Below are 24,994 nucleotides of genomic sequence, written 5' to 3' on the forward strand. Positions count from 1 at the left end.
ATACGGATGATCAGCCGATCGGCCCCATCCGCGTGGGGCCGTGACGTGGCGTCGGCACGTGCGGGGGAGGGTGGGGTGCCCTGGTCGGACGGCGACACAGACCGAACCGATCGCTCCGGTCCCCGCGGCGAAGCGCTCCGGCAGGGGACGGGTGATCGTCTCCTGGCTGGTGACGACCGGCCACAGCGGATCGGCCATCTCTACCAGCAGCTGGGCCAGGCGGAGCACGGGGCAGCGTGACGTGCCGGAACCCGGCGCGGGACACAAGGGGGACCGCGCCTCCTGAGGTCCGCCGGGGGCGCCTACGCGGGTGGCGGCGGAGCGCCGCCGCGGTGGGACGGGCCGGCCGGTGTCCCGGGTCGTGTTCCTCAGCCCGTCGCGTCGCCGGTGCGCGTCCTCACCCGCTCCTCCAGACGGCGCAGGCTGCCCTCGAGGGCGTCGTCCACCACGGACCGCCCCGGGTCGTGGCCCTCGTCGAAGAACGACAGGTGCACCGTCACCTCGCTGGCTCCGCCGTCGAGTCCGGCCACCTGCAGCCAGCCGGCGTAGCCGCCCTGTTCGCGGGTGCCCCATTCGAGGCGCATCTGCTCGGGCCGGGCGCTCAGCAGGGCGGACGTGTCCCGGTCGGTGCGGTCCTCGTGCACGGTGACGGCGGGCGGGTCGTCCGGCTCCACGTGCAGGTCCCGGGGCAGCCAGGTGTCCAGTTGCCCGACGTTCGCGGCCTGGTCGAAGACCTGCTCCGCCTCGGCGGGCATGGTGCGGGAACGCTCGTACTCGGTCATGGGGCACCACTCCTCGGCGCTCGTGGTCGTACGACGTGACGCGTGCCCCGGTCCGCCCGGACCGAAGCACCCCGCGAATGATCGGCTCGGCGGGCGGCGCCGGGTGCGCGGTGCCAGACTGCTGCGCAACGCGCCCCGCCACGGCGGACCTCACGGCGGGCAGGCAGGCGAGGGGAGACGAGGTGCCGACGCCGGAGACGAGCGATGTGCTGTTGCAGGAATTCCTCGCCGACCCCGCTCACCTGACCCTCGACCTGTCCGCCGCCGTGGCCCGCTGCACCCGGGCCCTGGACCTGCAGCACGCGGTGGTCTACCTCGTGGACCTGCAACAACGGCATCTCGTGCCGCAGACCGACGTGGCGTCGAGCATGCCCGTCGACGGCTCGCTCGCGGGCTGGGCCTACCGGACCCAGGCACTGCGGGTGGAGGAGGCCGAGACCGGCGGTGTCACGGCGTGGCTGCCCCTGCTGGACGGTGCGGAGCGCCTGGGGGTGCTGGCGGTGCACGCCTCCGCGCTCACCTCCGCCACCCTGACCCGCGGCCGGGCGCTCGCCTCGCTCCTGGCCATGATGATCACGTCGAAGCGGGCCTTCGAGGACTCCTTCGTCCGGCACACCCGCACCGAGCCGATGCACCTCCCCTCCGAGATGCTCCGCGCGTTCCTGCCGCCCCGCACCATCGGCAACTCGCACGTCGTGTCGACGGCCGTCCTCGAACCCGCCTACGAACTCGGCGGTGACGCCTTCGACCACTCGCTCACCCAGACGACCCTGCACGTCTCGGTGGTCGACGCCATGGGGCACGACCTGGCCTCCGGGCTGACCAGCGCGGTGGCGCTGGCCGCCTGCCGCAACGCCCGGCGCAACGGGGCCGACCTGCCCACCCTCGTGGGCTCCGTCGACGACGCCCTGGCCCGCTGGCTGCCGGACCAGTACTGCACCGCCGTCCTCGCCCAGCTGGACTTCGAGACCGGTCTGCTGCGCTGGAGCAACTGCGGCCACCCGGCGCCCCTCCTGATCAGGGACGAGCAGTTGATCACCGATGCCCTGGAACGGGACGCCGAACCCCCGATGGGCTCACCGGCCCAGCTCTCCGCGAGCCCGCGCCGGACGCACGAGACGATGCTGGAACCCGGTGACCGGGTGCTGGTGTACACCGACGGGATCACCGAGGCCCGCACCCGCGAGGAGAAGCTCTTCGGGCTGGAGCGGTTCGCCGACTACGTCATCCGGGCCACGGCCGGCGGCGAGCTGGCACCCGAGGCGCTGCGCCGTCTGATCCACTCGATCCTGGACTCCCAGTCGGGCGGACAGCTGCGGGACGACGCGACGATTCTGATGTTCGAATGGCGCCCGCCGACCCGCTGACACGCCGTGGGCGCGGGAGCGCGTCTCAGACCGAGTGGCCTCGCGCACGCAGCCAGTCGCGCACGGTCTCCTTGTCGGCGGGCGTGATCCGGACGGGCCCTTCCACGTAGGGCCCCTCGTCCTCGGTGAAACCCGTGTCCGTGATCCTCGCGGTGACCCAGGTGGCCAGGTCCTGGGCGGCCCGCTCCGAGAGGTCACCGCTCTCCCAGCCGGCGCGGGCCTCCCCGGCCGCGGCGCGGTCGTGCTGCTCGGTCTCCGCGAGCCACGCCGTGACCAGCCGTTCCACGGTGCGTCGGTCCTCGGGTCCGGTCGGCTGCTGCTGCTTGTCGTCCATGCCGCCCGAGTGCCCCCGATCCGCCGGACGGCCCACCTCCGGAACAGCGTCCCGTGTCGGCGCTACCGCGCCGGGTACCCGGGTTCCCAGGGGCGGACCGGCAGACCGGTCCACAGAAGGTGACAGTCCGGAAGGGGACAGCAATGACGCAGCCCGCCGACGACAGCGCTCTCGACCAGCGCGCCGGCGTTTCGGAGCTCCGTCTGGCCGCGGGGGACCCCGAGTTCGTCCCCCTGAACGACCCACGCCACGAGGAGCTCCCGCTCGACCGCAACCAGGCGATCCTCCAGGCCGCCAAACAGGTGGGGTCGATCCTGAAGAAGAACGAGCACCCGTTCGCGCTGGCCGGCAGCGTCGCCGTGTACGCGCACGGCGGCACCCAGAACCTCCAGCACGACGTGGACTTCTGCATCCGGCCGGACGACGCGGAGGCCGTCGCCGCGACGCTCAGGGAAGCGGGCCTGGCGGTGTACACGCCGCCCGAGGACTGGCTGCTCAAGGCGAACTGCCTGGGACAGCAGGTCGACCTGATCTTCGAGCTGGCGCACGAGCCCGTCACCTCGGAGCTGCTGGCCCGGGCCCAGGACCTCTCGGTCGACTCCGTGCTCATGCCGGTGCTGTCGCCGACCGACCTGCTGCACGGGCTGCTGGCGGCCTTCTCCGAGCACCACTGCAACTTCGGTGCCGTGCTGCCGATCGCCCGCACCCTGCGGGAGAAGATCGACTGGGAGGCGCTGCGCCGCGACTGCGGCGACGACCCGATGCCCGCGGCGTTCTTCTTCATCCTCGAACGGCTGGACATCATTCCCCCGGCCGACGCCTCGGCCGGCCCTCCGGCAGCCCCCTCCACCGCCCCGGCGGCCACCGTGAAGGAGGAACGGCGATGAGCGACCCCGTCGCACACCAGGGGCCCGCGGCGAGCGGCACCGCCCCCGCGGCCGGGAACGTCGAGTACCGCGTCGCCCACCTGCACGACCGGCTCGCCGCGGAGGAGCTCGGCGAGCTCGGTGTACGGGCCGAGATCCGCGCCGGGGCGATCGCGGTCACGGGCACGGTGCCCTCCGCGCAGTGCCGCGACACGGTGCTGCGCGTCGCCCGCGAGGAGCTGGCCGGCCTCACCGTGCACGCCGACATCGTGGTGGCGGAGACGACCCGTCCCGACCATGCGGAGGAGCTGTGATGATCCGCGTCGCCGCCGTCGGAGACATCCACATGGGCCCGGACAGCCAGGGGCTGCTGCGCCCGGCCTTCGAGACCCTGCCCGACTGTGCCGACCTGTTGCTACTCGCCGGTGACCTGACCCGGCACGGGACCCCGGAGGAGGCGCGGGTGGTCGCCCGGGAGGTACGTGACCTGCCGGTGCCGGTGGTGGCCGTCCTCGGCAACCACGACCACCACGACGAGCAGCCCGAGAAGGTCACCGCCCTGCTCCAGGAGGCAGGGGTGACCGTCCTGGAGGGCGAGGCGACCGTCGTCGAGTGTGCCGGGACGCGGGTGGGCGTCGCCGGGACCAAGGGTTTCGGCGGCGGTTTCGTCGGGCGCAGCGCCGGTGAGTTCGGCGAACCGGTCATGAAGGAGTTCGTCCGCACCACCCGCCGCTCGGCGGACAGCCTGCACGCCGCGCTGAAGGAACTGGACGCCGAGGGCTGCGCCGCCCGGGTGGCGCTCACCCACTTCTCCCCCGTCGCCGACACGCTCGCCGGGGAACCCCCGGAGATCCACCCGTTCCTCGGCAGTTACCTGCTGGCCGAGGCGATCGACACGGCCGGCGCGGACCTGGCCGTGCACGGCCACGCCCACCTGGGCACGGAGCACGGGATGACGGCGGGCGGGGTCCGGGTGCGCAACGTGGCGCAGCCCGTCATCCGCCGGGCCTTCAACGTCTACCGGCTCGGGGCCGCCTGACCGCCGCGCGGCGCGAGGGGCCCGGGCGGTGGTCGGGCGGCCCCGTCCGGCTCGTCAGGTCCCGGTTTCCTCCCGCGTCGTACGCCCGAGACAGGTGACGTCGGCGGGGTCCAGGCCCGCCGCCGCGATCTCGTGGAAGCCCAGTCGGTCGTAGAAGGCCCTGGCGGGTGTGTTGGCGGTCGCCATGACCAGGTGGACGGCGGGCACCCCGCGGGCGCGCAGCGCCCGCCAGAACGTCCGCATCAGCGCACGTCCGTGCCCGCGGCCCTGCCACTCGGGGAGCAGGTCGATGTGCAGGTGGGCCGGGTACGCGGCCAGTTCGGGGACGATCATCCGCTCCGGATCGTGCAGCAGTCCGGCCATGACCTCGTCCGGGGTGCCGGGCGGGCCGTCCGGCGCCGGGTAGCGGTGTGCCACCCGCGGCAGCCACTTGGCGCGGAACTCCTCGGCGAAACGGGGGGTGTCGGCCGTGCCGAGGATGTAGCCGACCGCGCGGCCCCGTCCGTCGTCCAGGACGAACGCCAGGTCCGGGTCGAGGTGGACGTAGGGTGCGGCGAAGATGACGGGCAGCACCGCCGGGTCGGCGTACACCGGCCGGCTGTCCCGGCCGTTGTGCGCGGTGCGGATGCAGATGTCGTCGAGGGCCGGCGCGTCGGCGGGGCGGTACGGGCGTACGGCGGCGGTCGGGGTCACTGCGGCATCCTGCCCGACTGGGAGCGCTCCCACAAGGGGTTTCCCTCGACGCCCTCGGCGCGGTCCCGCGACCCGCCGGACCCCTTCCTCCGGCACCCTCGGCGAGCTGCCGGGGCGCGCCTTCTGCCGTCGGCCGCGGTCACTGCGCCAGATGCGCCGCACTCCACGATGATCGATGAATCGACCTCATCGCCACCGTCCGGACCCGTGACCTGCGGGGGACTCGCGCGCAGCGGTACCCGTGGGCGTCGCCGGCGCTCCGGGCACCGAATGGCGCCGACCGTTGCGGGCACCTGATGATCCCAGTAGGCAGCACGTTCCCGGCAGTGCCTCGGCACCCCTGGAGAAAGCGAGAGAGCACCATGAGTCTTTTGCGTATGGTCGGCCGCCCGATGCTCGCCTCGATGTTCGTGGCCGGCGGCCTGCAGTCCCTGCGCAGCCCCCAGCAGGTGGCCCCCGCTGCCGAGCCGATCGTCCGGCCGGTGACCGACCGCGTGTCGGCGTTGCCGGACAGCACCGAGCAACTCGTACGGCTCAACGGTGCCGTGCAGGTGGTGGGCGGGGTCCTGCTCGGCTTCGGTCGCTGCCCGCGCCTGGCGGCACTGGCCGTCGCGGCGACGCTGGTGCCCACCACGCTGGCGGGGCACCGCTTCTGGGAGGCGGAGGACCCGTCCGAGCGCGCCCAGCAGCGCATCCACTTCCTGAAGAACGTGTCCATGCTGGGCGGCCTGCTGATCGCCGCCGACGACACGGGCAGTTCCCCCTCGCTGTTGTGGCGCGGCCGTCACGCCGCCCATGGCCTGCGGCACGACGCCCACCTGGTGCACCGCTCGGTCCGGGCCACGGCCCGCCCCGCGGCGACGGCGGGCGGGGTACGGGCCAAGCTGGGCGTCTAGCCCCGCCCGGGCCCCGGCGTGCGTCGGCGCCCGGCCGACGGGGGGCCCGGCCGCTCGGGTCGTGGCCCTCGGCGTCGGGCGGCCGGGCCGTAGCCCTCGGCGTCGGGCGGCCGGGCCGCCGGGTGGCCGGGTGGCCGGGTGGCCGGGTGGCCGTCACCCAGTCGGGTCCGGGGCGGGCGAGGAACGCCTTCAGGCCCGCCGCTCCCCCACGCGCTCGGTGGTCACCGCCCCGGTCGGCACCTCGTCAGGACGGTCCCGGAGGGCGGCGACGGTGCGTTCCAGGCCGTCCCGCCAGGTCACCCCCGGCAGCCAGCCGAAGATCTCACGGGCGAAGCCGGTGACCGGCCGGGGCCCCGCGGGCCGGTCCCCCGCCCCGTCGACGAACACGAGCGGCGCGTCCGAGCCGGTCAGGTCGATCACCCGGCGGGCGATCTCCACGGCCGTGGGCGCCTCGTCGCCGCCGATGTCCACGGGCCGTACCGAGCGGCCGACCGCGACCAGGAGCACGCCGTCGACCATGTCGTCCACGTAGCACAGGGGGTGCGTCCGGCTGCCGTCCCCGCCGACCGTGACCGGCCTCCCGGCGAGTGCCTGCTCCAGGAAGGCGGCGGGCGTGCCCCCGTCGTCCGTCCGCATGCCGGGCCCGTAGCCGGCGAACAGGCGGACGATCCCGGCGTTCGAGCCGTGGGCAGCCGCGTGCGCGGCGACCAGCGCCTCGGCGAAGCGGACGGCCTCGGCGCAGGCGCTGTGCGGGCCGACCGGGTCGGCCTCGCTCCCCTGCCGGGCGTCGCGCGGCGGACGGCCGGGGAGCGCCGGCGGCGAGGAGGCGAGCAGGAACCGAGCCCCGTCCCGCTCGGCGACGGCCAGTGCGGCACGGGTGCCGAGGCTGCTCGTGTCGAGGATCTCCACGGGCCGGTCCGGCCAGGCGGCCGGTGACGCCGGGCCCGCCAGATGCAGGACCAGGTCGTAGGGGCCGGTGAGCGCGTCCGCGCAGCCGGGGCCTGAGATGTCCCACTCCAGGAACCGGAAGCCGGGGCGGCCCGCCAGATGGGCCACCTTCTCGGCCCGGCCCGTGGAGAGGTCGTCCAGGCAGTCCACCTCGACGCCCGCGTCGATCAGGCGGGTGCACAGGTGGGAGCCGAGGAATCCCGCACCGCCGGTCACCAGGGCACGGTCCCAGGGCGGCCGGGCCTGCGACCGCGGACCGAACGTCGCCATCGGCATCATGAGGACGACCTTCCTTCCGCCGCGAAGCGCTGACGAGCGGGCCCCGAGTGCCCCGGCGGGTCGCGTTCATTCTCTGGACGTCTGCGACGGCCCACTGCCCCTCGGGCGGGTCGAGCCCTGTGGTGGCCGTCACGCCCATCCGGCCCGACCCCCGGCGCGCAGGAGCCTGTGATCAAGCACACTCGGGGGGCCAAGCGCCCTGTGACGCAGGGGGGTTGTGCCGTCCGAGCCGAGCCCCGGAGCGGGCGCCGGGAGGGACTCGCCGGTCCCTTCTGCCACGATGGTCGGCGCCGTCAACCGGCTCCAGGGAGTGGCCGCGCAGCGCAGCCGGTCTTCTCGCTCCCCTTTCCTTTCCCTCCCGGGTCTCACGACTCGTCTTCGAGTGGCGCACTGTGTCTTCTTCCCCTGTCTCCGCCCCGCCTGCCTCCGCACCGGCGTCCCGTTCGCCGTGGCGGTCCCTGAGGTACCGCAGCATGCGCTGGTGGTCGGTCGCGAACTTCGTCTCGAACGCCGGCACGTGGATGCAGCTCACGGTGCAGAACCTGCTGGTCCTGCAGATCACCGGGTCCGCCGCGGCGACGGGTCTGTCGATGTCCGTCCAGGCCGCGCCCGCGCTGCTGATCAGCGTGTTCGGCGGTGCCGCCGTCGACCGCTGGCCGCGGAAACTGACCGCCGCCGTCAGCCAGGCGCTGCTCGGCGCGGTCGCGTTCGCGACCGCCCTCATGGTGGCGCTGGACCGGCTCGACGTGACCACTCTGATGGTGCTGGCCGCCGTCACCGGTGTCATCGCCACCGTCGACGGCCCGGCGTGTTCGCTGCTGGGCAACGACCTGGTCCCGGCGCAGGACGTGCCGTCCGCGATCGGGGTGGGCGCGCTGGTCCACCAGGCGGGCCGGCTCACGGGCGCCGCGCTGGCCGGGGTGGCGGTCGGCTTCCTCGGGACGGCCGCCGCCTACGCCGCCAACGGACTCTCGTTCCTCTTCGTCGCCTCGGTCATCCCCTTCCTGCGTCCGGCGCGCGGGGCGGCCGAGCGCACCGGCAAGGAGGAGCGCCACGACCGCGCGGACAGTCTCTCGGTGCGGGAAGGGCTGGCCTTCTTCGCACGCCGCCCGCGGCTGCTGGCGCTGGCCGGCGTCACCGGGGTCAGCGCGGTCTTCGGGCGCAACTACCAGCTCACGCTGGCCGTGCTGGTGACCGGGCCGCTCGCGGGCGGCGCCGGGTCGTTCGGCACCGTGTCGACGGTGCTGGCGGCCGGAGGGATCGTCGGCGCGGTCCTCGGCGCCCGGCTGCGCCGTCCCTCCGTGCGGGTCGTCGGCGCGCTGGCGGCGGCGGGCGGGCTGCTGCAGGTGGTGGCCGGGCTGTCACCGTCGCTGGCCGTCCTGCTGGTGATGGTGCTGCCGATGGCCGTCGTGGAGTCCGTCTCCGACACCGCGGGCACGTCGGTGCTGCAGACCGACCCGCCCGCGCACCTGCGGGGCCGGGTGCTCGGCGTGTGGGGCAGCATCGGCACGGTGTGGGGCCTCGGTGGGCCGCCGGCACTGGGCCTGCTGATGGAGTTGGCCGGTGCCCGAGGCGCCCTCGTCGCGGGCGGGTTGATCATCGCCGCGTCCATCACCGCGGGCCACCTCCTGCACGGCCGCCGCTCCAAGGTGCCGGTGCCGTTGCGGACCGGGGACACGGACGTACCGGCACGGGCGGCGCTGGGGACGGCAGCCTGAGCCGGGTGCTCCCGTGGCGGGAGCCGGCCGCGGGCACGGCGTGACGCGAAGGGGAGCCGGACGGCACACGGGCCGCGGCCGAGGGTCCGGTAGTCCGCGGGCCGCGACGCGGAACCCCGCCCTGCTCTCGTCGACGACGTGCCCCGGGCGCCTCCCGGCCCGCCCCCGCCCCTGCCACCCCACCCCGGTCCCGGGCGGCGCCGCACATGAATCCCGTCCTTACCCAGGCGTGCGACCCTGGGCAGCCTTTGCCGGTCACCGGGTGTCCGCCCGGTTCACGCGTGGGGAGAAGAAGCCCTGAGTACCGCCGTCCTCGCCGAGGCCGTCCCCGTCATCCTGCTGCTGGGCGTCCTCGCCTTCGCCGTGCTCCGTCCCCGGGGCCTGCCGGAGGCCGTGGCCGCCGTGCCCGCCGCCGCGCTGGCCGTGGCACTGGGCACGGTCACCCCGCACCAGGCATGGGAGCAGACGCGTACGCTCCTGCCGGTCGTCGCCTTCCTCGCCCTGGTGCTGGTGCTGGCGCACCTGTGCGCCAGGGAGGGACTGTTCGAGGCCGTCGGGGCGGCCGTGGCTCGCCGCTGCGGCGGGAGTCCGTCGCGGCTGCTGGCCGGGGTGTTCGCCATGGCCTGCGCGGTCACGGCGGTGCTCAGCCTGGACGCCACCGTCGTCCTGCTCACCCCAGTGGTCCTGGCCACCGCGTCCCGGGCCGGTGCCCGGTCCCGCCCGCACGTGTACGCCACGGCGCACCTGGCGAACTCCGCCTCGCTGCTCCTGCCGGTCTCCAATCTGACCAACCTGCTGGCGTTCACGGCCAGCGGGTTGTCCTTCACCAGGTTCGCCGCGCTCATGGCGCTGCCGTGGCTGGCGGCGATCGCCGTCGAGTACGTGGTGTTCCGCCGCTTCTTCCGCGCGGACCTGACCGGGCCCGCGGCCGTCGGCCACGCACCCACGCCCACGCCCGACCATGAGCCGCGGCCCGCGCCCTCTGTGCCCCGGTTCACCGTCGTCGTCGTGGCGCTGACCCTGGCCGGGTTCGCCCTGTCCTCGCCCGTCGGTCTGGACCCCGCGTGGGCGGCGCTCGGCGGCGTGCTGGTGCTCGGCGGACGGGCGCTGGCCCGGCGCCAGGTCGGGCCCCGGGAGCTGGTGGGCGCCGCGTCCCCGCTGTTCTGCCTGTTCGTGCTGGCGCTCGGCGTCGTCGTACAGGCCGTGATGGCGGGCGCCCCGGCCACCGGGCTCGGGCGGCTGCTGCCGCAGGGGGACTCGCTGCCGGCGCTGCTCGGGGTGGCGGCGGTGGCCGCGGTGCTGGCCAATGCCGTCAACAACCTGCCGGCCGTCCTGGCCCTGCTCCCCCTGGCCGCACCCGCCGGGCCCGGCCAGGTCCTCGCGGTGCTGATCGGCGTGAACCTGGGTCCGAACCTGACCTACGTCGGCTCGCTGGCGACCCTGCTCTGGCGGCGGATCCTGCACCGGTACGGCGTCGAGGTCGAGCTGGGCCGGTTCACCCGGCTCGGCCTGCTCACCGTTCCCGCCACGGTCGTCGCCTCGACCGTGGCCCTGTGGGGAGCGCTGCACCTCGTCGGCGCCTGACCCCCGGCGGCCCGCCGACGTACCCGCACCCCGGCGCCCGCCGGCGGACCCGCACCCCGGCCGCCGTCGCGTCGGCGTCGCCGCCCTGACCGCCGTACCCGCGCCGCTCCCGTCGCCCACTCGGTGGACCACTCGCCGGGGCGGGCGCCAGGCCGGTCACCGGACGCCGGGCGCCAGGCCGGTCACTGGGTCGCCACCACGAGGCACCGGCGGAGCTCCTCGGCCGCCTCCGGGGCCCCCGCGACCGTCACCCCGCCGTCTCCGTCGCCTTCCCGGTTCCACAGCCGGCGCAGCAGCGCCTCCGGGGAACCGCTCAGCGTCACGTCCGCCGTGCCGTCGCCGGCCCCGTCCGTCACGGAGAACTCGCCGGGGCCCGTCCGCACCCGCCACGCCGTGTCCCCGGCACGCAGCAGGACGGTGCGCCCCGGCGAACCGTCCAGGACGTCGGCGAAGTACTCGCCCCACTCGGCGACGGAGAAGGCGGCGAAGACCTTGAGCAGCTCGTCGATCCCGTCCACGGCGAGGTCGGCCGGGACGGGCGCGACGGGCTGCCCGGTGGCGAGCTCGGCGTCGATGCGGTGGACGACGGTCTCCTGGGCCATGCGCCGGATCCAGAAGCCGACGCTCTGGTCGGGGCCGTACCAGGTGGCGGCCGGGTCCCGGGGGGCGCGGGTGGCGAACTCGCCGCGCAGGGCGGTGTACCCCCGGTCCAGCAGCGCCGTGGGCTCCTCCTGCGCGAACTCCTCCGGCGGCCAGGGCTCGGGCTCGAAGCCCTCGCGCATGGCGACGGTCTTGTGCAGGTAGACCTCCCCCACGTGGCGGGTCAGATCGGCGACGGTCCAGCCGGGGCAGGTGGGCACCGGGGCGTCGGCGCCGGTCGCGACGACGGCCCGCAGCCGGTCGTGGTCGGCGGCGAGGCAGTCGAGGAAGCGGGTGAACTCCATGCCGTGGAGCCAAGCACAGGCTCAGAGCCGGGGCGCGCCCTTTTCCGCCCCGGCGTACGGGCGCGGGCTCACCAGGCCCCGGTGGGGACCGCGGGCCGGCGGACGGCCTCGACGGCGTCCCGCAGGTGCAGGGCGACGGTGATCAGCGCGCGCAGGGCGGAGGGGCGCAGGCTCTGGGCGCTCTCGGCGGCCAGCACCAGCAGGCAGCCCGCGGCCTGCTCGACGACGGGTACCGAGAACGCGAAGTCGTCGCCGTCGGCCCCGCGGAACGCGCGCCACGGCGTCGCGGCTCCGTCGATGGCCTTCTGGACGGCGTGCTCAAGGTGCAGTGCGGCCTGTTCGCACACGGGGGCGGGCAGGATGATGGTGCGATGGAACGCTGAACTGGTCATGGTCCCACTGCTCCCCCGCGTACGGGGTGTTCCAACGGCGCACCGGGCGTCTTTCACCGGGTCGGCCGCAGTCCGGCCCTAGGCTGGTGACCGTGTGTCCCACGATGACGCCCTCGGCGGCCGCGGCCCGGTTCACCGGCCGGACGGTGACCGGTGAGCGCCGGTGGTCCGCTTCCCTCACCGAGGTCTTCCTCGCCGACGGACGTACGGTGATGGTCAAGCGCTGCGACGGCGCGGGCGCGGCGCGGGCCGAGTCCGCCGGGCTGCGCTGGCTGGCCGGCGCCGGCGCGGTGCGGGTTCCGGCGGTGGTCGGCGAGGACGGGCGCCTGCTGGTCACCGACCGCGTGCCCGAGGGTCCGGCGAGTGCGCGGGCGGCGGTCCGGTTCGGCCGCGACCTGGCCGCGCTGCACTCCGCCGGAGCGCCCGCGTTCGGCGCCGCGCCGCCCGGCGGACCCGAGGAGGCGTTCATCGGCCGGGCCCCGATGCGCAACGTCGCCGGGAGCGACTGGCCGCGCTGGTACGCGGAGCACCGGGTGCTGCCGTACCTGCGCCGCGCCGTCGACGCCGGCGTCGTCCGGCCGGGCGAGGCGGCCGACGTCGAGCGGGTCTGCGAGCGGCTGCCCGAACTGGCGGGACCGGCGGAGCCGCCCGCCCGGCTGCACGGCGACCTGTGGAACGGCAATGTGCTGTGGGGCGCCGACGGGCACGTCCGCCTGATCGATCCGGCCGCGCACGGCGGGCACCGGGAGACCGACCTCGCAATGCTCGGCCTCTTCGGCTGCCCGTACCTGGACCGGGTCGTGGCCGGCTACCAGGAGGCCGCGCCGCTCGCCGACGGCTGGGCGGACCGCGTCGGCGTGCACCGGCTCTTCCCGCTGCTGGTGCACGCCGTGCTCTTCGGGCGCGGCTACGCCGAGCAGGCCCTCGCGGCGGCCCGGGGGGCGTGCCCCCCGGGCCGTTGAGCGTCAGCGCGTCACGACGTGCCGCTCGTTGGGCACGCAGTGGGTCATCTTCAGGCCCTCGACGTCGCGCGGCGGGTTCTTGCCGAGGTTGGCCAGCCGCTCGCGGTCCTCGTCGGTGAGGTCCTGACTGGCCAGCGGCTCCAGGTGCCTCACGTCCTGGGGGCTGATGCCGATGCCCTCGCCGACCCGCAGGCCCAGGTCGTTCTCGACCAGCAGGAAGTGCCACACCATGCGTTCCTGCACCGGCCGGTCGCACTGGGAGAGCAGGTTGACGAAGTTCGCCACGAGGTCGTCGCGCTCCCACTCCTCCAGCAGCAGGTAGCGCTGCCCGGCCTGCATGTAGTCGTTGGTGCGCGGGATCCGCTTGCGGGTGAGCCGGCCCTGGATCTCCGGTCCCTGCTCGTCGTGCGTCGGGTACTCGGCCTCCCGCAGGCCGCCGGTGATGGACGGTTCATAGTTGACGATCGGGTTCTCCCCGCCGCCGTCCTGGTGGTAGGCCATCTGGCCGTCGCGCTGGTTGGTGCGCACGTGGGCGTTCTTGGCCTGGTTGACGGGCAGCTGGAGGTAGTTCGGGCCCACCCGGTAGCGCTGGGTGTCGCTGTAGGAGAAGGTGCGGCCGACGAGCATCTTGTCGTCGGAGAAGTCCAGCCCGTCGACGAGGACGCCGGTGCCGAAGGAGATCTGCTCGTTCTCGGCGAAGTAGTTCTCCGGCATCCGGTCGAGCACCATCCGGCCGACCGGCTTCGCCGGGAACTCGTTCTCGGGCCAGGTCTTGGTGTCGTCGAGCGGGTCGAAGTCCAGTTCCGGGTGGTCGTGGTCGTCCATCATCTGGACGAGCAGTTCCCACTCGGGGTGGTCGCCGCGCGTGACGGCGTCGTAGAGGTCCTTGGTGGCGTGGCCGAGGTTCTGCGCCTGGACGTTGGCGGCGTCCTCCTCGGTCATGCTGCGGACACCCTGCTTGGGCATCCAGTGGTACTTGACCAGCTTGGTCTCGCCCGCCGCGTTGACCCACTTGTAGGTGTTGACGCCGAAGCCCTGCTGGTGGCGGTAGTCCGCCGGGATGCCGCGCGGACTGAAGAGGTTGACCAGCATGTGCATGCACTCGGGCGTCTGCGACATGAAGTCGAAGATGCGCCGGGGCTGCTGCTCGAAGGTCACGGGGTCCGGCTTGAGGGCGTGGATGACGTCCGGGAACTTGATCGCGTCACGGATGAAGAAGACGGCCAGGTTGTTGCCGACGAGGTCCCAGTTGCCGTCCTCGGTGTAGAACTTCACCGCGAAGCCGCGGGGGTCGCGCGCCGTCTCGGCGGAGTCGCGTCCGCCGATGACGGTGGAGAACCGGACGGCCAGGTCGGTGCGCTTGCCCCGCTCCTGGAACAGCTTGGCGCGGGTGTAGCGGTCGATCGGTTCGTCGCCCCAGGAGCCGTACGCCTCGAAGTAGCCGTACGCGGTGACCCCGCGGGCGTGCACCACACGCTCGGGGATGCGCTCACGGTCGAAGTGGCTGATCTTCTCCAGGAACTGGTAGTTCTCCAGCGTGGCGGGGCCGCGGGCGCCGACCGTGCGCTGGTTCTGGTTGTCATAGACGGGGTGCCCCTGGCGGTTGGTGAGCACCTTGCGGTCGTCGCCCGGGGCGGGCCCCTGGCTCGATACGTCCGTCATGTTCGTGGGCTCCTTCGACTCGTGGCCGCCCTCGGACGCGGCCCTGAGCTGCGAGGCGGCCGTCGGCCGCGCACGTGGGCGCTCCGGGTACCCCGCCGCGCGAGGTCCGACACATACCGATTTGCTCTCTTTTCCGTACCACGCGCCGAGGTCCCGGACACCCGTCGCGTGGTCCGGGGCCTCAGGGGTCGTGCGGGTACCCGGGGTGCCGGGAGGCACACAGCACAGCCCGGCCGGGACCGCAACCCGTGGCCGGACCGGCACGGCACCCCGCAGGCCGGCCGGCACCGCGACCCCAGGCGATCTCCCCACCACACCTCGCGTCCCAATGGGCCACATGTCTCACCGGGCCACATGTCCCGTTGGGACATTTTCGGGTGTACGCTCGGAGGCATGACGGCGACGAAGCCTCCCCACGCCCCCGAGGACCGGCGGCAGCGCAAGGCGCGGCAAACCCGCGACGCGCTGGCCACCGCCGCCTGCGACCTGATCCTGGAGCGCGGGTCCGCGGCGACCACCGTGGAGGCCATCGCCGAGCGCGCGGACGTCACGCGGCGCACGTTCAGCCGGCACTTCGCCGGCAAGGAGGACGCCGCCCTCGACTTCGTCCGCCGGGACGGCGACCGGATCAACGCGCTGCTGCGCGCACGGCCCGCCGACGAGCCACCCCTCCTCGCCTACCGCCGGGCCGTGCGCGACTGGCTGGCCGACCGGGAGGACCCGGCCTGGCACGTGCGTCCGCGCATGCGCCGGCTGGTGGCCCTGGCCGACAGCGAGCCCGACCTGTTCGCCGCCTACCAGCGCATCCGGGTCGACGCCCAGGAGGAGTCGATCCGCATCGTCGCCCGCCGGCTCGGCACCGACGAGGCCCGGGACGTGCGTCCCGCGGCCGTCGTCGACGCCGCCGCCGGGGTCCTGATCGCCGCCCTGCGCCTGTGGGCACGCGGCGCCGACCGGGACTCGGGAGCCGCAGACCTCGCCGCCCTCGTGGAGCGGGCCTACGACGCCCTGACCTCGGAGGCCGCGGCCGCGACCCCCGACAGCACCACCGAAGAGCGAGAAGCACCATGAGCACCACCGGCACCACCCCCGCCCCCGACCACACCCCCGAGTTCACCGGCCGCACCGCCCTCGTCACCGGGGCCGCCTCCGGCATCGGCCTGGCCACCGCCCGCCGCCTCGGCGCCGGCGGCGCGAACGTCGTCATCGCCGATTTCGACACCGAGGGCGCCGAGAAGGCCGCCGCCGAACTGAGGACGCTGGGCGTCCGAGCCGCCGCCGTCGAGCTGGACGTGACCCGTCCGGACTCCGTCGAGGCGGCCGTGCGGTTCACCGTCGACACCTTCGGCGGCCTGGACCTCGCCGTGAACAACGCGGGCATCGGCGGCCCGAGCGCCCCGACCGGCGCGTACGACGTGGACGCCTACCACCGCGTCGTACGCACCAACCTCGACGGCGTCTTCTACTCGATGCGCTACGAACTGCCCGTCATGGAGGCGGCCGGCCAGGGCGGCGCCATCGTCAACGTCGCCTCCATCCTCGGGTCGGTCGGCTTCGCCGGCTCCCCCGCCTACGTCGCCGCCAAGCACGGTGTGGTCGGCCTGACCAAGGCCGCCGCCGCCGAGTACGCCGCCAAGGGCATCCGCGTCAACGCGGTCGGCCCCGGCTTCATCGACACCCCGCTGCTCCGGACGATGGACCGGGCCGCCTACGACGGGCTGGTCGCCCTGCACCCGGCCGGCCGTCTCGGACGCTCCGAGGAGGTCGCCGAGCTGATCGCCTTCCTGCTGTCCGACCGGGCGTCCTTCGTGGCCGGCAGCTACCACCTGGTCGACGGCGCCTACACCGCCGTCTGACACCACCCGCCCACCAGGGGGGCCACGGACCGGGGGGAGAACGAAGGAGTTCACCATGAAGGCACTGCAGTACCGCACCATCGGCGCCCCGCCCGAGGTGGTGACGGTCCCCGACCCGGAGCCCGGCCCCGGCCAGGTGCTGTTGAAGGTCACCGCCGCCGGCGTCTGCCACTCCGACATCGCGGTGATGAGCTGGCCCGCGGAGGGCTTCCCGTACGAGCTGCCGCTGACCCTCGGCCACGAGGGCGTCGGCACGGTCGCCGCGCTCGGCGCCGGTGTCACCGGCCTGAGCGAGGGCGACGCGGTCGCCGTGTACGGGCCCTGGGGCTGCGGCACGTGCGCCAAGTGCGCGGAGGGCAAGGAGAACTACTGCCTGCGCGCCGACGAGCTGGGCATCCGCCCGCCCGGGCTCGGCCGGCCCGGCTCGATGGCCGAGTACCTGCTCGTCGACGACCCCCGGCACCTGGTCCCGCTGGACGGACTCGACCCGGTCGCGGCGGTACCCCTGACGGACGCCGGGCTGACGCCGTACCACGCCATCAAGCGGTCGCTGCCCAAGCTGGTCCCCGGGTCGACCGCGGTGGTCATCGGCACCGGCGGCCTCGGGCACGTGGCCATCCAGTTGCTCCGCGCCCTGACGTCCGCCCGCGTCGTCGCCCTAGACGTCAGCGAGGACAAGCTGCGCCTCGCCCGCGAGGTGGGCGCGCACGAGGCGGTGCTGTCGGACGCGAAGGCGGCGGACGCGGTGCGCGAACTCACCGGCGGCCTCGGCGCGGAGGCCGTGTTCGACTTCGTCGGTGTGGCGCCGACGGTGAAGACCGCGGGCGCCGTCGCGGCCGTGGAGGCCGATGTCACCCTGGTGGGCATCGGCGGCGGATCGCTCCCCGTCGGCTTCGGGCTGCTGCCCTTCGAGGTGTCGGTCAACGCCCCCTACTGGGGCAGCCGGAGCGAGCTCGTCGAGGTGCTCGCCCTGGCCCGCTCGGGCGCCGTGTCGGTGCACACGGAGACCTACTCCCTGGACGACGCCCCGCTCGCGTACGAGCGACTCCACGAGGGGAGGGTCAACGGCCGCGCGGTGATCCTTGCCCACGGCTGACCGCTGCGCCCCGCCGGCCGGACGGGGGCGACGATCGCGCCAACTCGTCGCCCCCGACCGGCCTTTGCGCTCCCCCGGCAGTACAGTCCCCTGGACCGTCCCGCAGTCCGGAGGAGCCTCCTCGTGACCGTGACCGACCGCATCGCCCTCGACCCGTTCGGCGCCGACATCCCCGGGGAGAGCGCCCGGCTGCGCGCCCTCGGACCGATGGTGCCCGTGGAGCTGCCGGGCGGCATACCGGCCTGGGCGCCCACCCGCCACGACACGCTCCGGGAGTTGATCCTCGACCCCCGGGTCAGCAAGGACCCGCGGCTGCACTGGCGGCTGTGGCCGGAGATCGGCGAACACCCCTCCTGGGCCTGGATCATCGGCTGGGTCGGCGTGGTCAACATGCTCTCCACCTACGGCCCCGACCACACCCGGCTGCGCAGGCTGGTGGCGCCGAGCTTCACGCACCGGCGCACCGAGGCGATGCGGCCGAGGGTGGAGGCGATCACCACCGGACTGCTCGACGCGCTCGAAGCGTCCCGCGGTGACAGGACCGATCTGCGGGAGGCGTTCGCCCATCCGCTGCCGATGCGCATGATCTGCGAGCTGTTCGGAGTGCCCGAGGAGATGTGGGAGGACACCGGGCGCCTCATCGCCGCCGTCATGGACACCTCCGACCCGGGTCCGGAGCACGCCGCGTCCGTGCAGCGGCAGATCGGCACGGTGCTGCCGACGCTGATCGCGCACAAGAGCGAGCATCCCGGCGACGACCTGACCACCGAGCTGATCCGGGTCCGCGACGAGGACGGCGACCGGCTCTCCGACGAGGAGCTGCTCTACACGCTGCTGCTGGTCATCGGGGCGGGTTTCGAGACCACCGTGAACCTCATCGGGAACGCGGTCGTCGCCCTGCTGACGCATCCCGCGCAGCTGGCGGCCGTGCGCTCCGGGCGGATCGGCTGGGACGCGGTCGTCGACGAGACCCTGCGCGTGCACCCGTCGATCGCGTCGCTGCCGCTGCGGTTCGCCGTCACCGACATCGCCGTCGGCGGTGTCACCGTCCCGGCCGGGGACGCCATCGTCACGACGTACGCCGCCGCCGGGCACGATCCCGCGCACCACGGGCCGGACGCGGACGTCTTCGACGCGGCGCGGGGGACCGACGACCACCTGGCGTTCGGCATCGGGGTGCACCGGTGCGTCGGCGCGCCGCTGGCCCGCGCGGAGGCGCTGACGGCGCTGCCCGCCCTCTTCGCGAGGTTCCCGGAGATACGACTGGCCGTGGACCCCGGGGAACTGCGGCAGGTGCCGTCGTTCATCGCCTACGGCTGGCGGGAGATCCCGGTACGGCTGGGCGGCTGAGCCGGCCCCGGGCCGCACGGCGAGAGGGCCGCGGGGGCGCGACCGGTCCCCCGTTCCGGTCGTGCCCCCGCGACCCGTCGAACCTATGTGGACGGCTCGGCCGTTGTGAATCGCGTCGATGCCCGCTGCCGGCCGGAGAGGACTCACCCGTGCACAGGTGAGTCCGGATGGCCCGGTTTCGTCCCGTGCAGGAGGGGCTGGTCGAGGTCGCCCGCCGCGAGGTGGGCGAGCACCACCTCGTACAGGTCGCTGCCGGCGGCGAGCAGCTGGCGTTCGAGGACGGGCTCGGCGCTGCGGACGTGCTCGCGCACGGTCTGGGGATGCACCCCCAGGGTCTGCGCGGCCCGCTCGGCGTTGGCGCCGACGGCGAGCCAGGTGCGCAGGGTGCGCCGCAGCCGCCGGGTGTCCGGCTCCAGACGGCCGAGCAGGTCGCCGGCCCAGCCGCGCAGCGCGGGCCCGGCCAGCAGGTCGGTCAGACGCACGGGGGCGGGGCTCTCGGCGCCGCCGTCGGCGAGGCGCTGGTCCAGTCCCACCTGGGCGTTCAGGGCGAGGTGGACGGTCGCGCGGGCGCTCAGGTCGGTGAAGTCGGTGCGCAGCAGCGCCTCGACCCGCTCCATGCGGGCGCGGACCGTGTTGCGGCTGACCCCGAGGATCTTCGCCGCGGCGACGGCGGTGAACTCCAGGCCCAGGCGGGTGGTGGCGAGCAGTTCGGCACGGGTGTGGTGCGGCAGGGCGTCGAGCGGGCGCAGCACGTGGGCCGTCCAGCCGTGCAGCTCCGCCGGGTCCATCAGGCGCTCGGGGTGGGTCCGCTCGGCGTACACCGCCGCCTTCTCGGGGCGGAACCGGGCGACGGCAAGCGCGCTCACGGCCTGTCCGTAGGCGGTGGCGGTGCGCACGAGGCTCTGCCGTGCGCTGCCGCCCAGGAAGACGCCGGGGGTGCGGCCGACGAGCGAGCGCAGCTGCCGGCCGGCCGCTGCGCGGGGCGTGAGGACGATGACGTGGCCGTCCATGGCCGGGCACCGTACGACCAGCGCCCGGTCCTCCGTCACCGACAGGCACTGCTCGGCGAGGCGGTCGCGCTCCTCGGGGCTGCTCTCCACGACGTACACGCACGCCGTGTCGGTGTCGAGCAGACCCGGCCACAGCCCGGCGGCCACGCGCCGGGCGGAGACGGTGTCCTCGACCATGAGCAGTTGCAGGATGGCCAGGCGGAGGTCGGACGTCGCCCGCCGCAGCCGGTGGCCGGCCGCGGCCGACTCGTGGCCCGCCAGCAGCAGCTCCACCACCTGGGCGGTGTGCGTGACGATGTCGGCGGACCGCCGGTCGAACGGCCTCTCGCGGGCGACCGCGAGGACGGCGGCCGGTGCCGGGTGGACCCGCTCGACACGGACGAGCCGCAGATGCCGGTCCCCATCCTCCAGGGCGGCGGAGGCTATCCGGCCCGAGGTGAGGTCGGCGAGCAGACCGTCGTCCAGCGGAGCCCGGGTGCCGGCCAGCAGGCGGCCGGTGCCGTCCCGCAGCGTCACCGTCGCCTCCGCGGCCCCGGCGAGCCAGGTCACGACCCTGCGTACGTCGCGTCCGGCCGGCCGCAGGTGGTCGAGCAGCTCCGCCGCCCACTCCACCTGCTCACCGGCCCCGGCATCCCGCTGCCGTGTCCCGTCCTCGCGGCCCGCCACCGGCCTTCTCCTCGCCCTCGGCTCGTCTCCCGGCCCAGACCGGGGACGTTACCGCACGGCTCCGCGCCCCCGGCCCCGCCGACGGGAGCCGCGGCCGGGCCCGCGTCGCCGAGCAGGCCTGTCGGGCGGGACGCCCCGGCGGGCATAAGCTCGGTGAATGGCGAAGTACTTCGACGTGCACCCCGAGAACCCCCAGCCGCGCAGCATCGCCCAGGTCGCCGACAGCGTCCGCTCCGATGCGCTGATCGCGTATCCGACGGACTCCTGCTACGCCCTGGGCTGCCGACTGGGCAGCCGCGACGGCATCGACCGCATCCGGTCGATCCGGCAACTGGACAGCCGGCACCACTTCACCCTGGTGTGCCAGGACTTCGCGCAGCTCGGTCAGTTCGTACAGATCGACAACGACGTGTTCCGCGCGATCAAGGCCTCGACCCCCGGCAGCTACACCTTCATCCTCCCGGCGACGAGGGAGGTGCCGCGCATGCTCCAGCATCCGAAGAAGAAGACCGTGGGGGTGCGTATCCCCGACCACGTGGTCACCCAGTCCCTGCTCGCCGAGCTCGGCGAGCCCCTGCTGTCGAGCACCCTGCTGCTGCCCGGCGAGGAGGAGCCGATGACCCAGGGCTGGGAGATCAAGGACCGGCTCGACCACGTGGTGGACGCGGTGATCGACTCCGGGGACTGCGGCACGGAGCCGACCACGGTCGTCGACTTCTCCGGCGGTGGGGCGGAGATCGTGCGGCGGGGCGCGGGCGACACGACCCGGTTCGAGTAGCGGAGCGTGTGCGCACCGCGAGGGGCCGGGCCGTCGTGCCGGCCCCTCGCGGTGCGGTGGGCCCTGTCCGCCGGAACCACCGGCGCACTCGGCCCTCGCGAGCGGGCGTTCTCCACTCCGTCTCCGGAAACGGCGGCCGTGGTGCGGGAGTTGGCGGAGGGTCCCCTCGTGGGTCCGTGCGCGGGGCGTTGTTACCGTGCCCGGGTGTCCAACTCCTCACGTGATACCGCCGAAGGCGCCGGCTGGGGCTCCACCGAGCGCGGCTCCTACCGAGACCTCATGCCGCAGCGCACCGAGAAGCTCTCCTGGCTGAGTCCCAGAACGCTGTGGGCCGCGCGCAACGGCGTGCTGGCCTCCTGGTTCGGGGATCCGACGGGCCGCACCCGCGCCCGCTGGGCGGCGCAGCGGACGGCGGCCGGGGCGCCGGCCGACAGGGTGATCCGGCGTGCGGACCCGGACCGTTTCTCGTTCCTGGTCGTCGGCGACACCGGCGAGGGCGACGATCCCCAGTACGCCGTCGTCCCGGGGCTGCTGAAGGCCGGTCAGGGCACGAGCTTCGCCGTCGTCGCCAGCGATGTGATCTACCCCGTGGGCAGTGCCGACGACTACGGCACGAAGTTCTTCCGCCCGTACCGCGACTACCCGGCGCCGATCTACGCGATACCGGGCAACCACGACTGGTACGAGGACCTCGGCGCCTTCATGCGGGTCTTCTGCGACGACGCCCCGCCTCTGCCGCCGGAGCCCGCTCCGCGCCCCCTCACCCGGGCCTGGCTGCGGAACCTGCTCTGGCACCGGCCCCGTCCGGACGACGGCCGGCATCTGGACGAGGCGCGCGAGATGCGGTCCGCGCCCGTCCAGCAGGCCGCCCAGCCGGGACCGTACTGGGCGATCGACGCCGGCCCGGTGCGGATCGTCGGCATCGACACGGGACTCCTGGGCACGGTCGACGCCGAGCAGGGCGCGTGGCTGCGCGAGGTGTCCCGGGCGCCGGGACCGAAGATCCTCGTCACCGGCTCGCCCCTGTACGTGGACGGCGAGCACCACCCGTGCCCCGTCGAGGGCGGCGGTACGGTCGACGACATCGTCCGCGACCCGGCCCACCACTACGTCGCCGCGATAGGCGGCGACATCCACAACTACCAGCGCTATCCGGTCGACGTGGGGGGCCGCACCGTCCAGTACGTCGTCGCGGGCGGCGGCGGGGCGTTCATGCACGCCACCCACACGATCCCCCGGGTCTCGGTGGCCGGTGTCACGGAGGAGGACTTCCGCTGCTATCCGCTGCGGGGCGACTCCCTCGCCTTCTACAGCCGGCTGTACGGCCGGCGGCTGCGGCTGCGGCGCTTCTTCACCCTGACGGAGGCCGAGGCGACGGCCGTGATCACCGAACGCCTCGGCATCCGCCCGGCGCGTGCCCCGCGGACCGACGCGCGCACCACCCGGCGCACCCGGCTGGTCGCCGGTCTGCTGGGCACCGGACGGCGGCCCGACCGCAAGAAGCGGTTCCGGCTGCCGGTGCGCAAGATCTACACCCAGCTGTTCTCCCCGAGCTCGGCCACGTACAGCCCGCCCTTCTTCAAGTGCTTCCTGCGGCTGGACGTCACCCCGGAGGCGGTCCGGCTGCGCTGCTACGCCGCCACCGGCAACCGGGCTCAGGAGCTGGACCCGCCGGTCGAGGACGAGGTGACGATCCCGCTCGTCTGACGGCGCTCCGCGGCGCCCCCGCGTCCCGGTTCACCAGCGTCCCGGTGCGCTGCCGACGAGCGCCTCCGAGGGGGTGCCGTCCACCCCGGCCGGCACGTCACCGGCGAGCATCACCCGGTGCATGGTCCGCGGGTGGTCCAAGTGGGCGTTGTCGCTCGGGGCGAGGTGGATGGTGGCCCGGTTGTCCCAGAAGGCGACGCTGCCCGGCTGCCAGCGGAAGCGGACCGTGTACTCGGGCCGGGTGGCGTGCTCCAGGAGCAGCTCCAGGACCGCCGCGCTCTCCGGGCGTGAGAGTCCGACGATCTGCTCGACGTAGTAGCCGTTCACGAAGAGCACCCGCTCCCCCGTCTCCGGGTGGACGCGGACCAGCGGGTGCACGGACGCGGTCTGATGGTCCAGCAGGTGCCGGACGTAGGCGTCGTCGCCCGGCCGGGGCTGGTAGCCGACGCCGAGGCGGTGTTCGGCGCGCAGTCCGTCGACGAAGGCGCGCATCGGGGCGGACAGCCCGGCGTAGGCGGCGGCGAGGTTCGACCAGGTGGTGTCGCCGCCGTACGGCGGGACCGTCTCGGCGCGCAGGATCGTGGCGGCCGGCGGGTCGACGCGGGCGCCGTGGTCGCAGTGCCAGCCGCGCAGCAGCGTGTGGCGCCGGCGCCGCAGCCACTCGTCGTGCTCCATCCCGAACCGCCCGCCCAGCTCCAGCCGGTCGGCGGTCGTCTCGATCTCCGGGAAACCGGCCGGGGACGCCTTGCCGCGCCTGGGCAAGGTGACCGGATCGCCGAAGAGGCGGGCGAACGCCACGTGCCCGGCGTGGTCGAGGTGCTGATCGCGGAAGAACACCACCTTCCAGCGCAGCACCGCCGCCCGGACCGCCGCGACCTGGGCCGCGTCGAGACCGCCGGCCAGGTCGACGCCGTGGATCTCGGCGCCGATGTGTCCGGCGGCCGGTTCGACCTCGATCCCCGCCGCCCGCGCCGCCGCACTTTCCGCCGTACGTTCCGCCGTCGTCCTGTCGGTCGTCATGCGCACTCCATTGGTCGGTCGTCTGGTCGTGTGCCCGGTCGGCCGTTCGGGCTCCGGCAGAGATCGTGGCAGACAGCGGCCGGGATCCCCTCCCCCGCCGTCCGGTTGATCATCGGCCGTCCCGTGGGCGACGCTGGACGGGCGGCACCCCGCCGCACACGGTCGAGGGAAGGTCCCACGGTGATCAGCATCCCGGCACACACGCTCAACGACGGCACCACGCTCCCCGCCCTGGGTCTGGGCACCTGGCCGATGACCGACGACGAGGCGCGGCGCGCGGTCCGCGAGGCCCTGGAGACGGGCTACCGCCTGATCGACACGGCCACGAACTACCGCAACGAGACCGGCGTCGGCCGGGGTCTGGCCGACAGCGGGGTCCCTCGCGAGGAGATCGTGGTGACGACCAAGCTGCCCGGCCGGCACCACGGCTACGAGGAGACGCTCGCCTCGTTCGAGGAGTCACGGGCGCGGCTCGGCGTGGAGTACGTCGACCTGTACCTGATCCACTGGCCGCTGCCCCGCCTGGACAGGTACGTCGACTCCTGGAAGGCCATGGTCAAGCTGCGCGACGACGGCCTGGTGCGCTCGGTCGGCGTCTCGAACTTCACGGCCGGGCACATCGAGCGGCTGGAGAAGGAGACCGGCGTCCTGCCCTCCGTCAACCAGATCGAGCTGCACCCGCTCTTCCCGCAGGAGGAGTTGCGCGCCTTCCACGAGCGCAAGGGCATCCGCACCGAGAGCTGGAGCCCGCTCGGCCGCGGCAGCGACCTGCTGGACGATCCGGCCCTCGTCGAGGTCGCCGAGGCCCACGGCGTGACACCCGCCCAGGTGGTCCTGCGCTGGCACACCCAGCTCGGCGCCGTACCCATCCCGAAGTCCTCCGACCCCGCGCGGCAGCGGGCCAACCTCGACGTGTTCGGTTTCGCCCTGGACGCCGGCCGGCTGCGTACGGTCGCGGACCGCGCGCACTGGCGGCTCGGCGGCGATCCGGAGGTGCACGAGGAGTTCTGACCTCGGTACCCGGTACCGGTCGGCGTGGGCACGA

The 24,994-nt window shown here is 74.2% G+C and carries 24 protein-coding genes; 15 read left to right on the forward strand and 9 right to left on the reverse strand.

What is annotated here, in order from left to right; all coding sequences use genetic code 11:
* Positions 1–368: 368 nt before the first annotated feature.
* Positions 369–782, reverse strand: a complete 414-nt coding sequence (locus SAM23877_RS03640; protein WP_053126863.1) for an SRPBCC family protein — start codon at positions 780–782, stop codon at positions 369–371.
* A 182-nt stretch (positions 783–964) separates the two neighbouring features.
* Here SAM23877_RS03640 and SAM23877_RS03645 point away from each other — a divergent pair, with 182 nt between their 5' ends.
* A complete protein-coding gene (locus SAM23877_RS03645; protein WP_053126864.1) occupies positions 965–2,149 on the forward strand; it encodes a PP2C family protein-serine/threonine phosphatase in 1,185 nt (394 codons plus the stop codon).
* A 25-nt stretch (positions 2,150–2,174) separates the two neighbouring features.
* Here the strand turns inward: SAM23877_RS03645 and SAM23877_RS03650 are convergent, their stop codons facing one another.
* On the reverse strand, positions 2,175–2,483 hold the full coding sequence (locus SAM23877_RS03650; RefSeq protein ID WP_053126866.1) for a hypothetical protein: 309 nt from the start codon (positions 2,481–2,483) through the stop codon (positions 2,175–2,177).
* A gap of 143 nt (positions 2,484–2,626) precedes the next feature.
* On the opposite strand from SAM23877_RS03650, the gene SAM23877_RS03655 reads away from it, so the two are divergent.
* Genes SAM23877_RS03655 through SAM23877_RS03665 form a run of 3 tightly spaced genes read left to right on the forward strand, consistent with a single transcriptional unit; the run spans position 2,627 to position 4,388 of the window.
* On the forward strand, positions 2,627–3,370 hold the full coding sequence (locus tag SAM23877_RS03655) for a nucleotidyltransferase family protein (RefSeq protein WP_053126868.1): 744 nt from the start codon (positions 2,627–2,629) through the stop codon (positions 3,368–3,370).
* A complete protein-coding gene (locus tag SAM23877_RS03660; RefSeq protein ID WP_053126869.1) occupies positions 3,367–3,663 on the forward strand; it encodes a BON domain-containing protein in 297 nt (98 codons plus the stop codon). The genes SAM23877_RS03655 and SAM23877_RS03660 overlap by 4 nt, the downstream gene beginning before the upstream one ends.
* Positions 3,663–4,388: a metallophosphoesterase family protein gene (locus SAM23877_RS03665; protein WP_053126871.1), complete on the forward strand. Its 726-nt coding sequence runs from the start codon at positions 3,663–3,665 to the stop codon at positions 4,386–4,388. The genes SAM23877_RS03660 and SAM23877_RS03665 overlap by 1 nt, the downstream gene beginning before the upstream one ends.
* 54 nt (positions 4,389–4,442) lie before the next feature.
* Here SAM23877_RS03665 and SAM23877_RS03670 read toward each other — a convergent pair whose 3' ends face one another.
* Complete coding sequence (locus SAM23877_RS03670; protein WP_053126873.1) at positions 4,443–5,081, reverse strand: GNAT family N-acetyltransferase; 639 nt, start codon at positions 5,079–5,081, stop codon at positions 4,443–4,445.
* A gap of 362 nt (positions 5,082–5,443) precedes the next feature.
* On the opposite strand from SAM23877_RS03670, the gene SAM23877_RS03675 reads away from it, so the two are divergent.
* Positions 5,444–5,977 carry a DoxX family protein gene (locus tag SAM23877_RS03675; protein WP_053126875.1) on the forward strand — a complete coding sequence of 178 codons (534 nt, stop codon included), beginning with the start codon at positions 5,444–5,446 and terminating at the stop codon, positions 5,975–5,977.
* A 189-nt stretch (positions 5,978–6,166) separates the two neighbouring features.
* Here the strand turns inward: SAM23877_RS03675 and SAM23877_RS03680 are convergent, their stop codons facing one another.
* Positions 6,167–7,204 carry an NAD-dependent epimerase/dehydratase family protein gene (locus SAM23877_RS03680; RefSeq protein WP_053126877.1) on the reverse strand — a complete coding sequence of 346 codons (1,038 nt, stop codon included), beginning with the start codon at positions 7,202–7,204 and terminating at the stop codon, positions 6,167–6,169.
* Between the two features lie 473 nt (positions 7,205–7,677).
* Between SAM23877_RS03680 and SAM23877_RS03685 the strand changes: the two genes are divergently transcribed.
* Together SAM23877_RS03685 and SAM23877_RS03690 are read left to right on the forward strand one after the other, a co-directional pair.
* The gene (locus SAM23877_RS03685; RefSeq protein ID WP_053126879.1) at positions 7,678–8,922 is read left to right on the forward strand and encodes an MFS transporter; all 1,245 of its coding nucleotides are present in this window, start codon (positions 7,678–7,680) and stop codon (positions 8,920–8,922) included.
* A 297-nt stretch (positions 8,923–9,219) separates the two neighbouring features.
* Entirely contained in the window at positions 9,220–10,506 is a 1,287-nt protein-coding gene (locus SAM23877_RS03690; RefSeq protein WP_079030002.1) for an SLC13 family permease, read from the forward strand.
* A gap of 182 nt (positions 10,507–10,688) precedes the next feature.
* On the opposite strand, the gene SAM23877_RS03695 is transcribed toward SAM23877_RS03690, so the two are convergent.
* Both SAM23877_RS03695 and SAM23877_RS03700 read right to left on the reverse strand, forming a co-directional pair.
* Positions 10,689–11,450 carry a maleylpyruvate isomerase family mycothiol-dependent enzyme gene (locus tag SAM23877_RS03695; RefSeq protein WP_053126881.1) on the reverse strand — a complete coding sequence of 254 codons (762 nt, stop codon included), beginning with the start codon at positions 11,448–11,450 and terminating at the stop codon, positions 10,689–10,691.
* A gap of 68 nt (positions 11,451–11,518) precedes the next feature.
* Positions 11,519–11,842 (reverse strand): hypothetical protein, encoded by a 324-nt coding sequence (locus SAM23877_RS03700; RefSeq protein WP_053126883.1) that lies wholly within the window; start codon positions 11,840–11,842, stop codon positions 11,519–11,521.
* A gap of 104 nt (positions 11,843–11,946) precedes the next feature.
* Here SAM23877_RS03700 and SAM23877_RS03705 point away from each other — a divergent pair, with 104 nt between their 5' ends.
* Positions 11,947–12,804, forward strand: a complete 858-nt coding sequence (locus tag SAM23877_RS03705) for a fructosamine kinase family protein (protein ID WP_053126885.1) — start codon at positions 11,947–11,949, stop codon at positions 12,802–12,804.
* Positions 12,805–12,807: 3 nt separating this feature from the next.
* Here the strand turns inward: SAM23877_RS03705 and SAM23877_RS03710 are convergent, their stop codons facing one another.
* The gene (locus SAM23877_RS03710) at positions 12,808–14,466 is read right to left on the reverse strand and encodes a catalase (RefSeq protein ID WP_053126887.1); all 1,659 of its coding nucleotides are present in this window, start codon (positions 14,464–14,466) and stop codon (positions 12,808–12,810) included.
* 393 nt (positions 14,467–14,859) lie between these two features.
* Between SAM23877_RS03710 and SAM23877_RS03715 the strand changes: the two genes are divergently transcribed.
* The 4 genes from SAM23877_RS03715 to SAM23877_RS03730 all read left to right on the forward strand — a co-directional run bounded on the left by SAM23877_RS03715 (position 14,860) and on the right by SAM23877_RS03730 (position 18,768).
* A complete protein-coding gene (locus SAM23877_RS03715; RefSeq protein ID WP_053126889.1) occupies positions 14,860–15,537 on the forward strand; it encodes a TetR/AcrR family transcriptional regulator in 678 nt (225 codons plus the stop codon).
* Complete coding sequence (locus SAM23877_RS03720) at positions 15,534–16,322, forward strand: SDR family NAD(P)-dependent oxidoreductase (protein WP_053126891.1); 789 nt, start codon at positions 15,534–15,536, stop codon at positions 16,320–16,322. The genes SAM23877_RS03715 and SAM23877_RS03720 overlap by 4 nt, the downstream gene beginning before the upstream one ends.
* 55 nt (positions 16,323–16,377) lie before the next feature.
* Positions 16,378–17,418, forward strand: a complete 1,041-nt coding sequence (locus tag SAM23877_RS03725) for an NAD(P)-dependent alcohol dehydrogenase (protein WP_053126893.1) — start codon at positions 16,378–16,380, stop codon at positions 17,416–17,418.
* Positions 17,419–17,541: 123 nt separating this feature from the next.
* Entirely contained in the window at positions 17,542–18,768 is a 1,227-nt protein-coding gene (locus SAM23877_RS03730; RefSeq protein ID WP_053126895.1) for a cytochrome P450 family protein, read from the forward strand.
* 143 nt (positions 18,769–18,911) lie between these two features.
* Here the strand turns inward: SAM23877_RS03730 and SAM23877_RS03735 are convergent, their stop codons facing one another.
* The gene (locus tag SAM23877_RS03735) at positions 18,912–20,444 is read right to left on the reverse strand and encodes a PucR family transcriptional regulator (RefSeq protein ID WP_053126897.1); all 1,533 of its coding nucleotides are present in this window, start codon (positions 20,442–20,444) and stop codon (positions 18,912–18,914) included.
* 157 nt (positions 20,445–20,601) lie between these two features.
* Between SAM23877_RS03735 and SAM23877_RS03740 the strand changes: the two genes are divergently transcribed.
* Both SAM23877_RS03740 and SAM23877_RS03745 read left to right on the forward strand, forming a co-directional pair.
* Positions 20,602–21,222 carry an L-threonylcarbamoyladenylate synthase gene (locus SAM23877_RS03740; RefSeq protein WP_053126899.1) on the forward strand — a complete coding sequence of 207 codons (621 nt, stop codon included), beginning with the start codon at positions 20,602–20,604 and terminating at the stop codon, positions 21,220–21,222.
* Positions 21,223–21,426: 204 nt separating this feature from the next.
* Positions 21,427–22,929: a metallophosphoesterase family protein gene (locus SAM23877_RS03745; RefSeq protein WP_053126902.1), complete on the forward strand. Its 1,503-nt coding sequence runs from the start codon at positions 21,427–21,429 to the stop codon at positions 22,927–22,929.
* A 30-nt stretch (positions 22,930–22,959) separates the two neighbouring features.
* Here SAM23877_RS03745 and SAM23877_RS03750 read toward each other — a convergent pair whose 3' ends face one another.
* The gene (locus SAM23877_RS03750; RefSeq protein ID WP_053126904.1) at positions 22,960–23,949 is read right to left on the reverse strand and encodes a TauD/TfdA dioxygenase family protein; all 990 of its coding nucleotides are present in this window, start codon (positions 23,947–23,949) and stop codon (positions 22,960–22,962) included.
* A 180-nt stretch (positions 23,950–24,129) separates the two neighbouring features.
* Here SAM23877_RS03750 and SAM23877_RS03755 point away from each other — a divergent pair, with 180 nt between their 5' ends.
* A complete protein-coding gene (locus tag SAM23877_RS03755) occupies positions 24,130–24,960 on the forward strand; it encodes an aldo/keto reductase (RefSeq protein ID WP_053126906.1) in 831 nt (276 codons plus the stop codon).
* Positions 24,961–24,994: the final 34 nt, after the last annotated feature.

The sequence above is a fragment of the Streptomyces ambofaciens ATCC 23877 genome (assembly GCF_001267885.1).
Lineage (GTDB): Bacteria > Actinomycetota > Actinomycetes > Streptomycetales > Streptomycetaceae > Streptomyces > Streptomyces ambofaciens.

What these genes read in the sequence shown, in the direction of transcription:
- SAM23877_RS03640 (WP_053126863.1), bottom strand. Translation starts at nt 782, where the DNA reads ATGACCGAGTACGAGCGTTCCCGCACCATGCCCGCCGAGGCGGAGCAG.
- SAM23877_RS03650 (WP_053126866.1), bottom strand. Translation starts at nt 2,483, where the DNA reads ATGGACGACAAGCAGCAGCAGCCGACCGGACCCGAGGACCGACGCACC.
- SAM23877_RS03655 (WP_053126868.1), top strand. Translation starts at nt 2,627, where the DNA reads ATGACGCAGCCCGCCGACGACAGCGCTCTCGACCAGCGCGCCGGCGTT.
- SAM23877_RS03660 (WP_053126869.1), top strand. Translation starts at nt 3,367, where the DNA reads ATGAGCGACCCCGTCGCACACCAGGGGCCCGCGGCGAGCGGCACCGCC.
- SAM23877_RS03665 (WP_053126871.1), top strand. Translation starts at nt 3,663, where the DNA reads ATGATCCGCGTCGCCGCCGTCGGAGACATCCACATGGGCCCGGACAGC.
- SAM23877_RS03675 (WP_053126875.1), top strand. Translation starts at nt 5,444, where the DNA reads ATGAGTCTTTTGCGTATGGTCGGCCGCCCGATGCTCGCCTCGATGTTC.
- SAM23877_RS03680 (WP_053126877.1), bottom strand. Translation starts at nt 7,204, where the DNA reads ATGATGCCGATGGCGACGTTCGGTCCGCGGTCGCAGGCCCGGCCGCCC.
- SAM23877_RS03685 (WP_053126879.1), top strand. Translation starts at nt 7,678, where the DNA reads ATGCGCTGGTGGTCGGTCGCGAACTTCGTCTCGAACGCCGGCACGTGG.
- SAM23877_RS03695 (WP_053126881.1), bottom strand. Translation starts at nt 11,450, where the DNA reads ATGGAGTTCACCCGCTTCCTCGACTGCCTCGCCGCCGACCACGACCGG.
- SAM23877_RS03700 (WP_053126883.1), bottom strand. Translation starts at nt 11,842, where the DNA reads ATGACCAGTTCAGCGTTCCATCGCACCATCATCCTGCCCGCCCCCGTG.
- SAM23877_RS03705 (WP_053126885.1), top strand. Translation starts at nt 11,947, where the DNA reads ATGACGCCCTCGGCGGCCGCGGCCCGGTTCACCGGCCGGACGGTGACC.
- SAM23877_RS03710 (WP_053126887.1), bottom strand. Translation starts at nt 14,466, where the DNA reads ATGACGGACGTATCGAGCCAGGGGCCCGCCCCGGGCGACGACCGCAAG.
- SAM23877_RS03715 (WP_053126889.1), top strand. Translation starts at nt 14,860, where the DNA reads ATGACGGCGACGAAGCCTCCCCACGCCCCCGAGGACCGGCGGCAGCGC.
- SAM23877_RS03720 (WP_053126891.1), top strand. Translation starts at nt 15,534, where the DNA reads ATGAGCACCACCGGCACCACCCCCGCCCCCGACCACACCCCCGAGTTC.
- SAM23877_RS03725 (WP_053126893.1), top strand. Translation starts at nt 16,378, where the DNA reads ATGAAGGCACTGCAGTACCGCACCATCGGCGCCCCGCCCGAGGTGGTG.
- SAM23877_RS03740 (WP_053126899.1), top strand. Translation starts at nt 20,602, where the DNA reads ATGGCGAAGTACTTCGACGTGCACCCCGAGAACCCCCAGCCGCGCAGC.
- SAM23877_RS03750 (WP_053126904.1), bottom strand. Translation starts at nt 23,949, where the DNA reads ATGACGACCGACAGGACGACGGCGGAACGTACGGCGGAAAGTGCGGCG.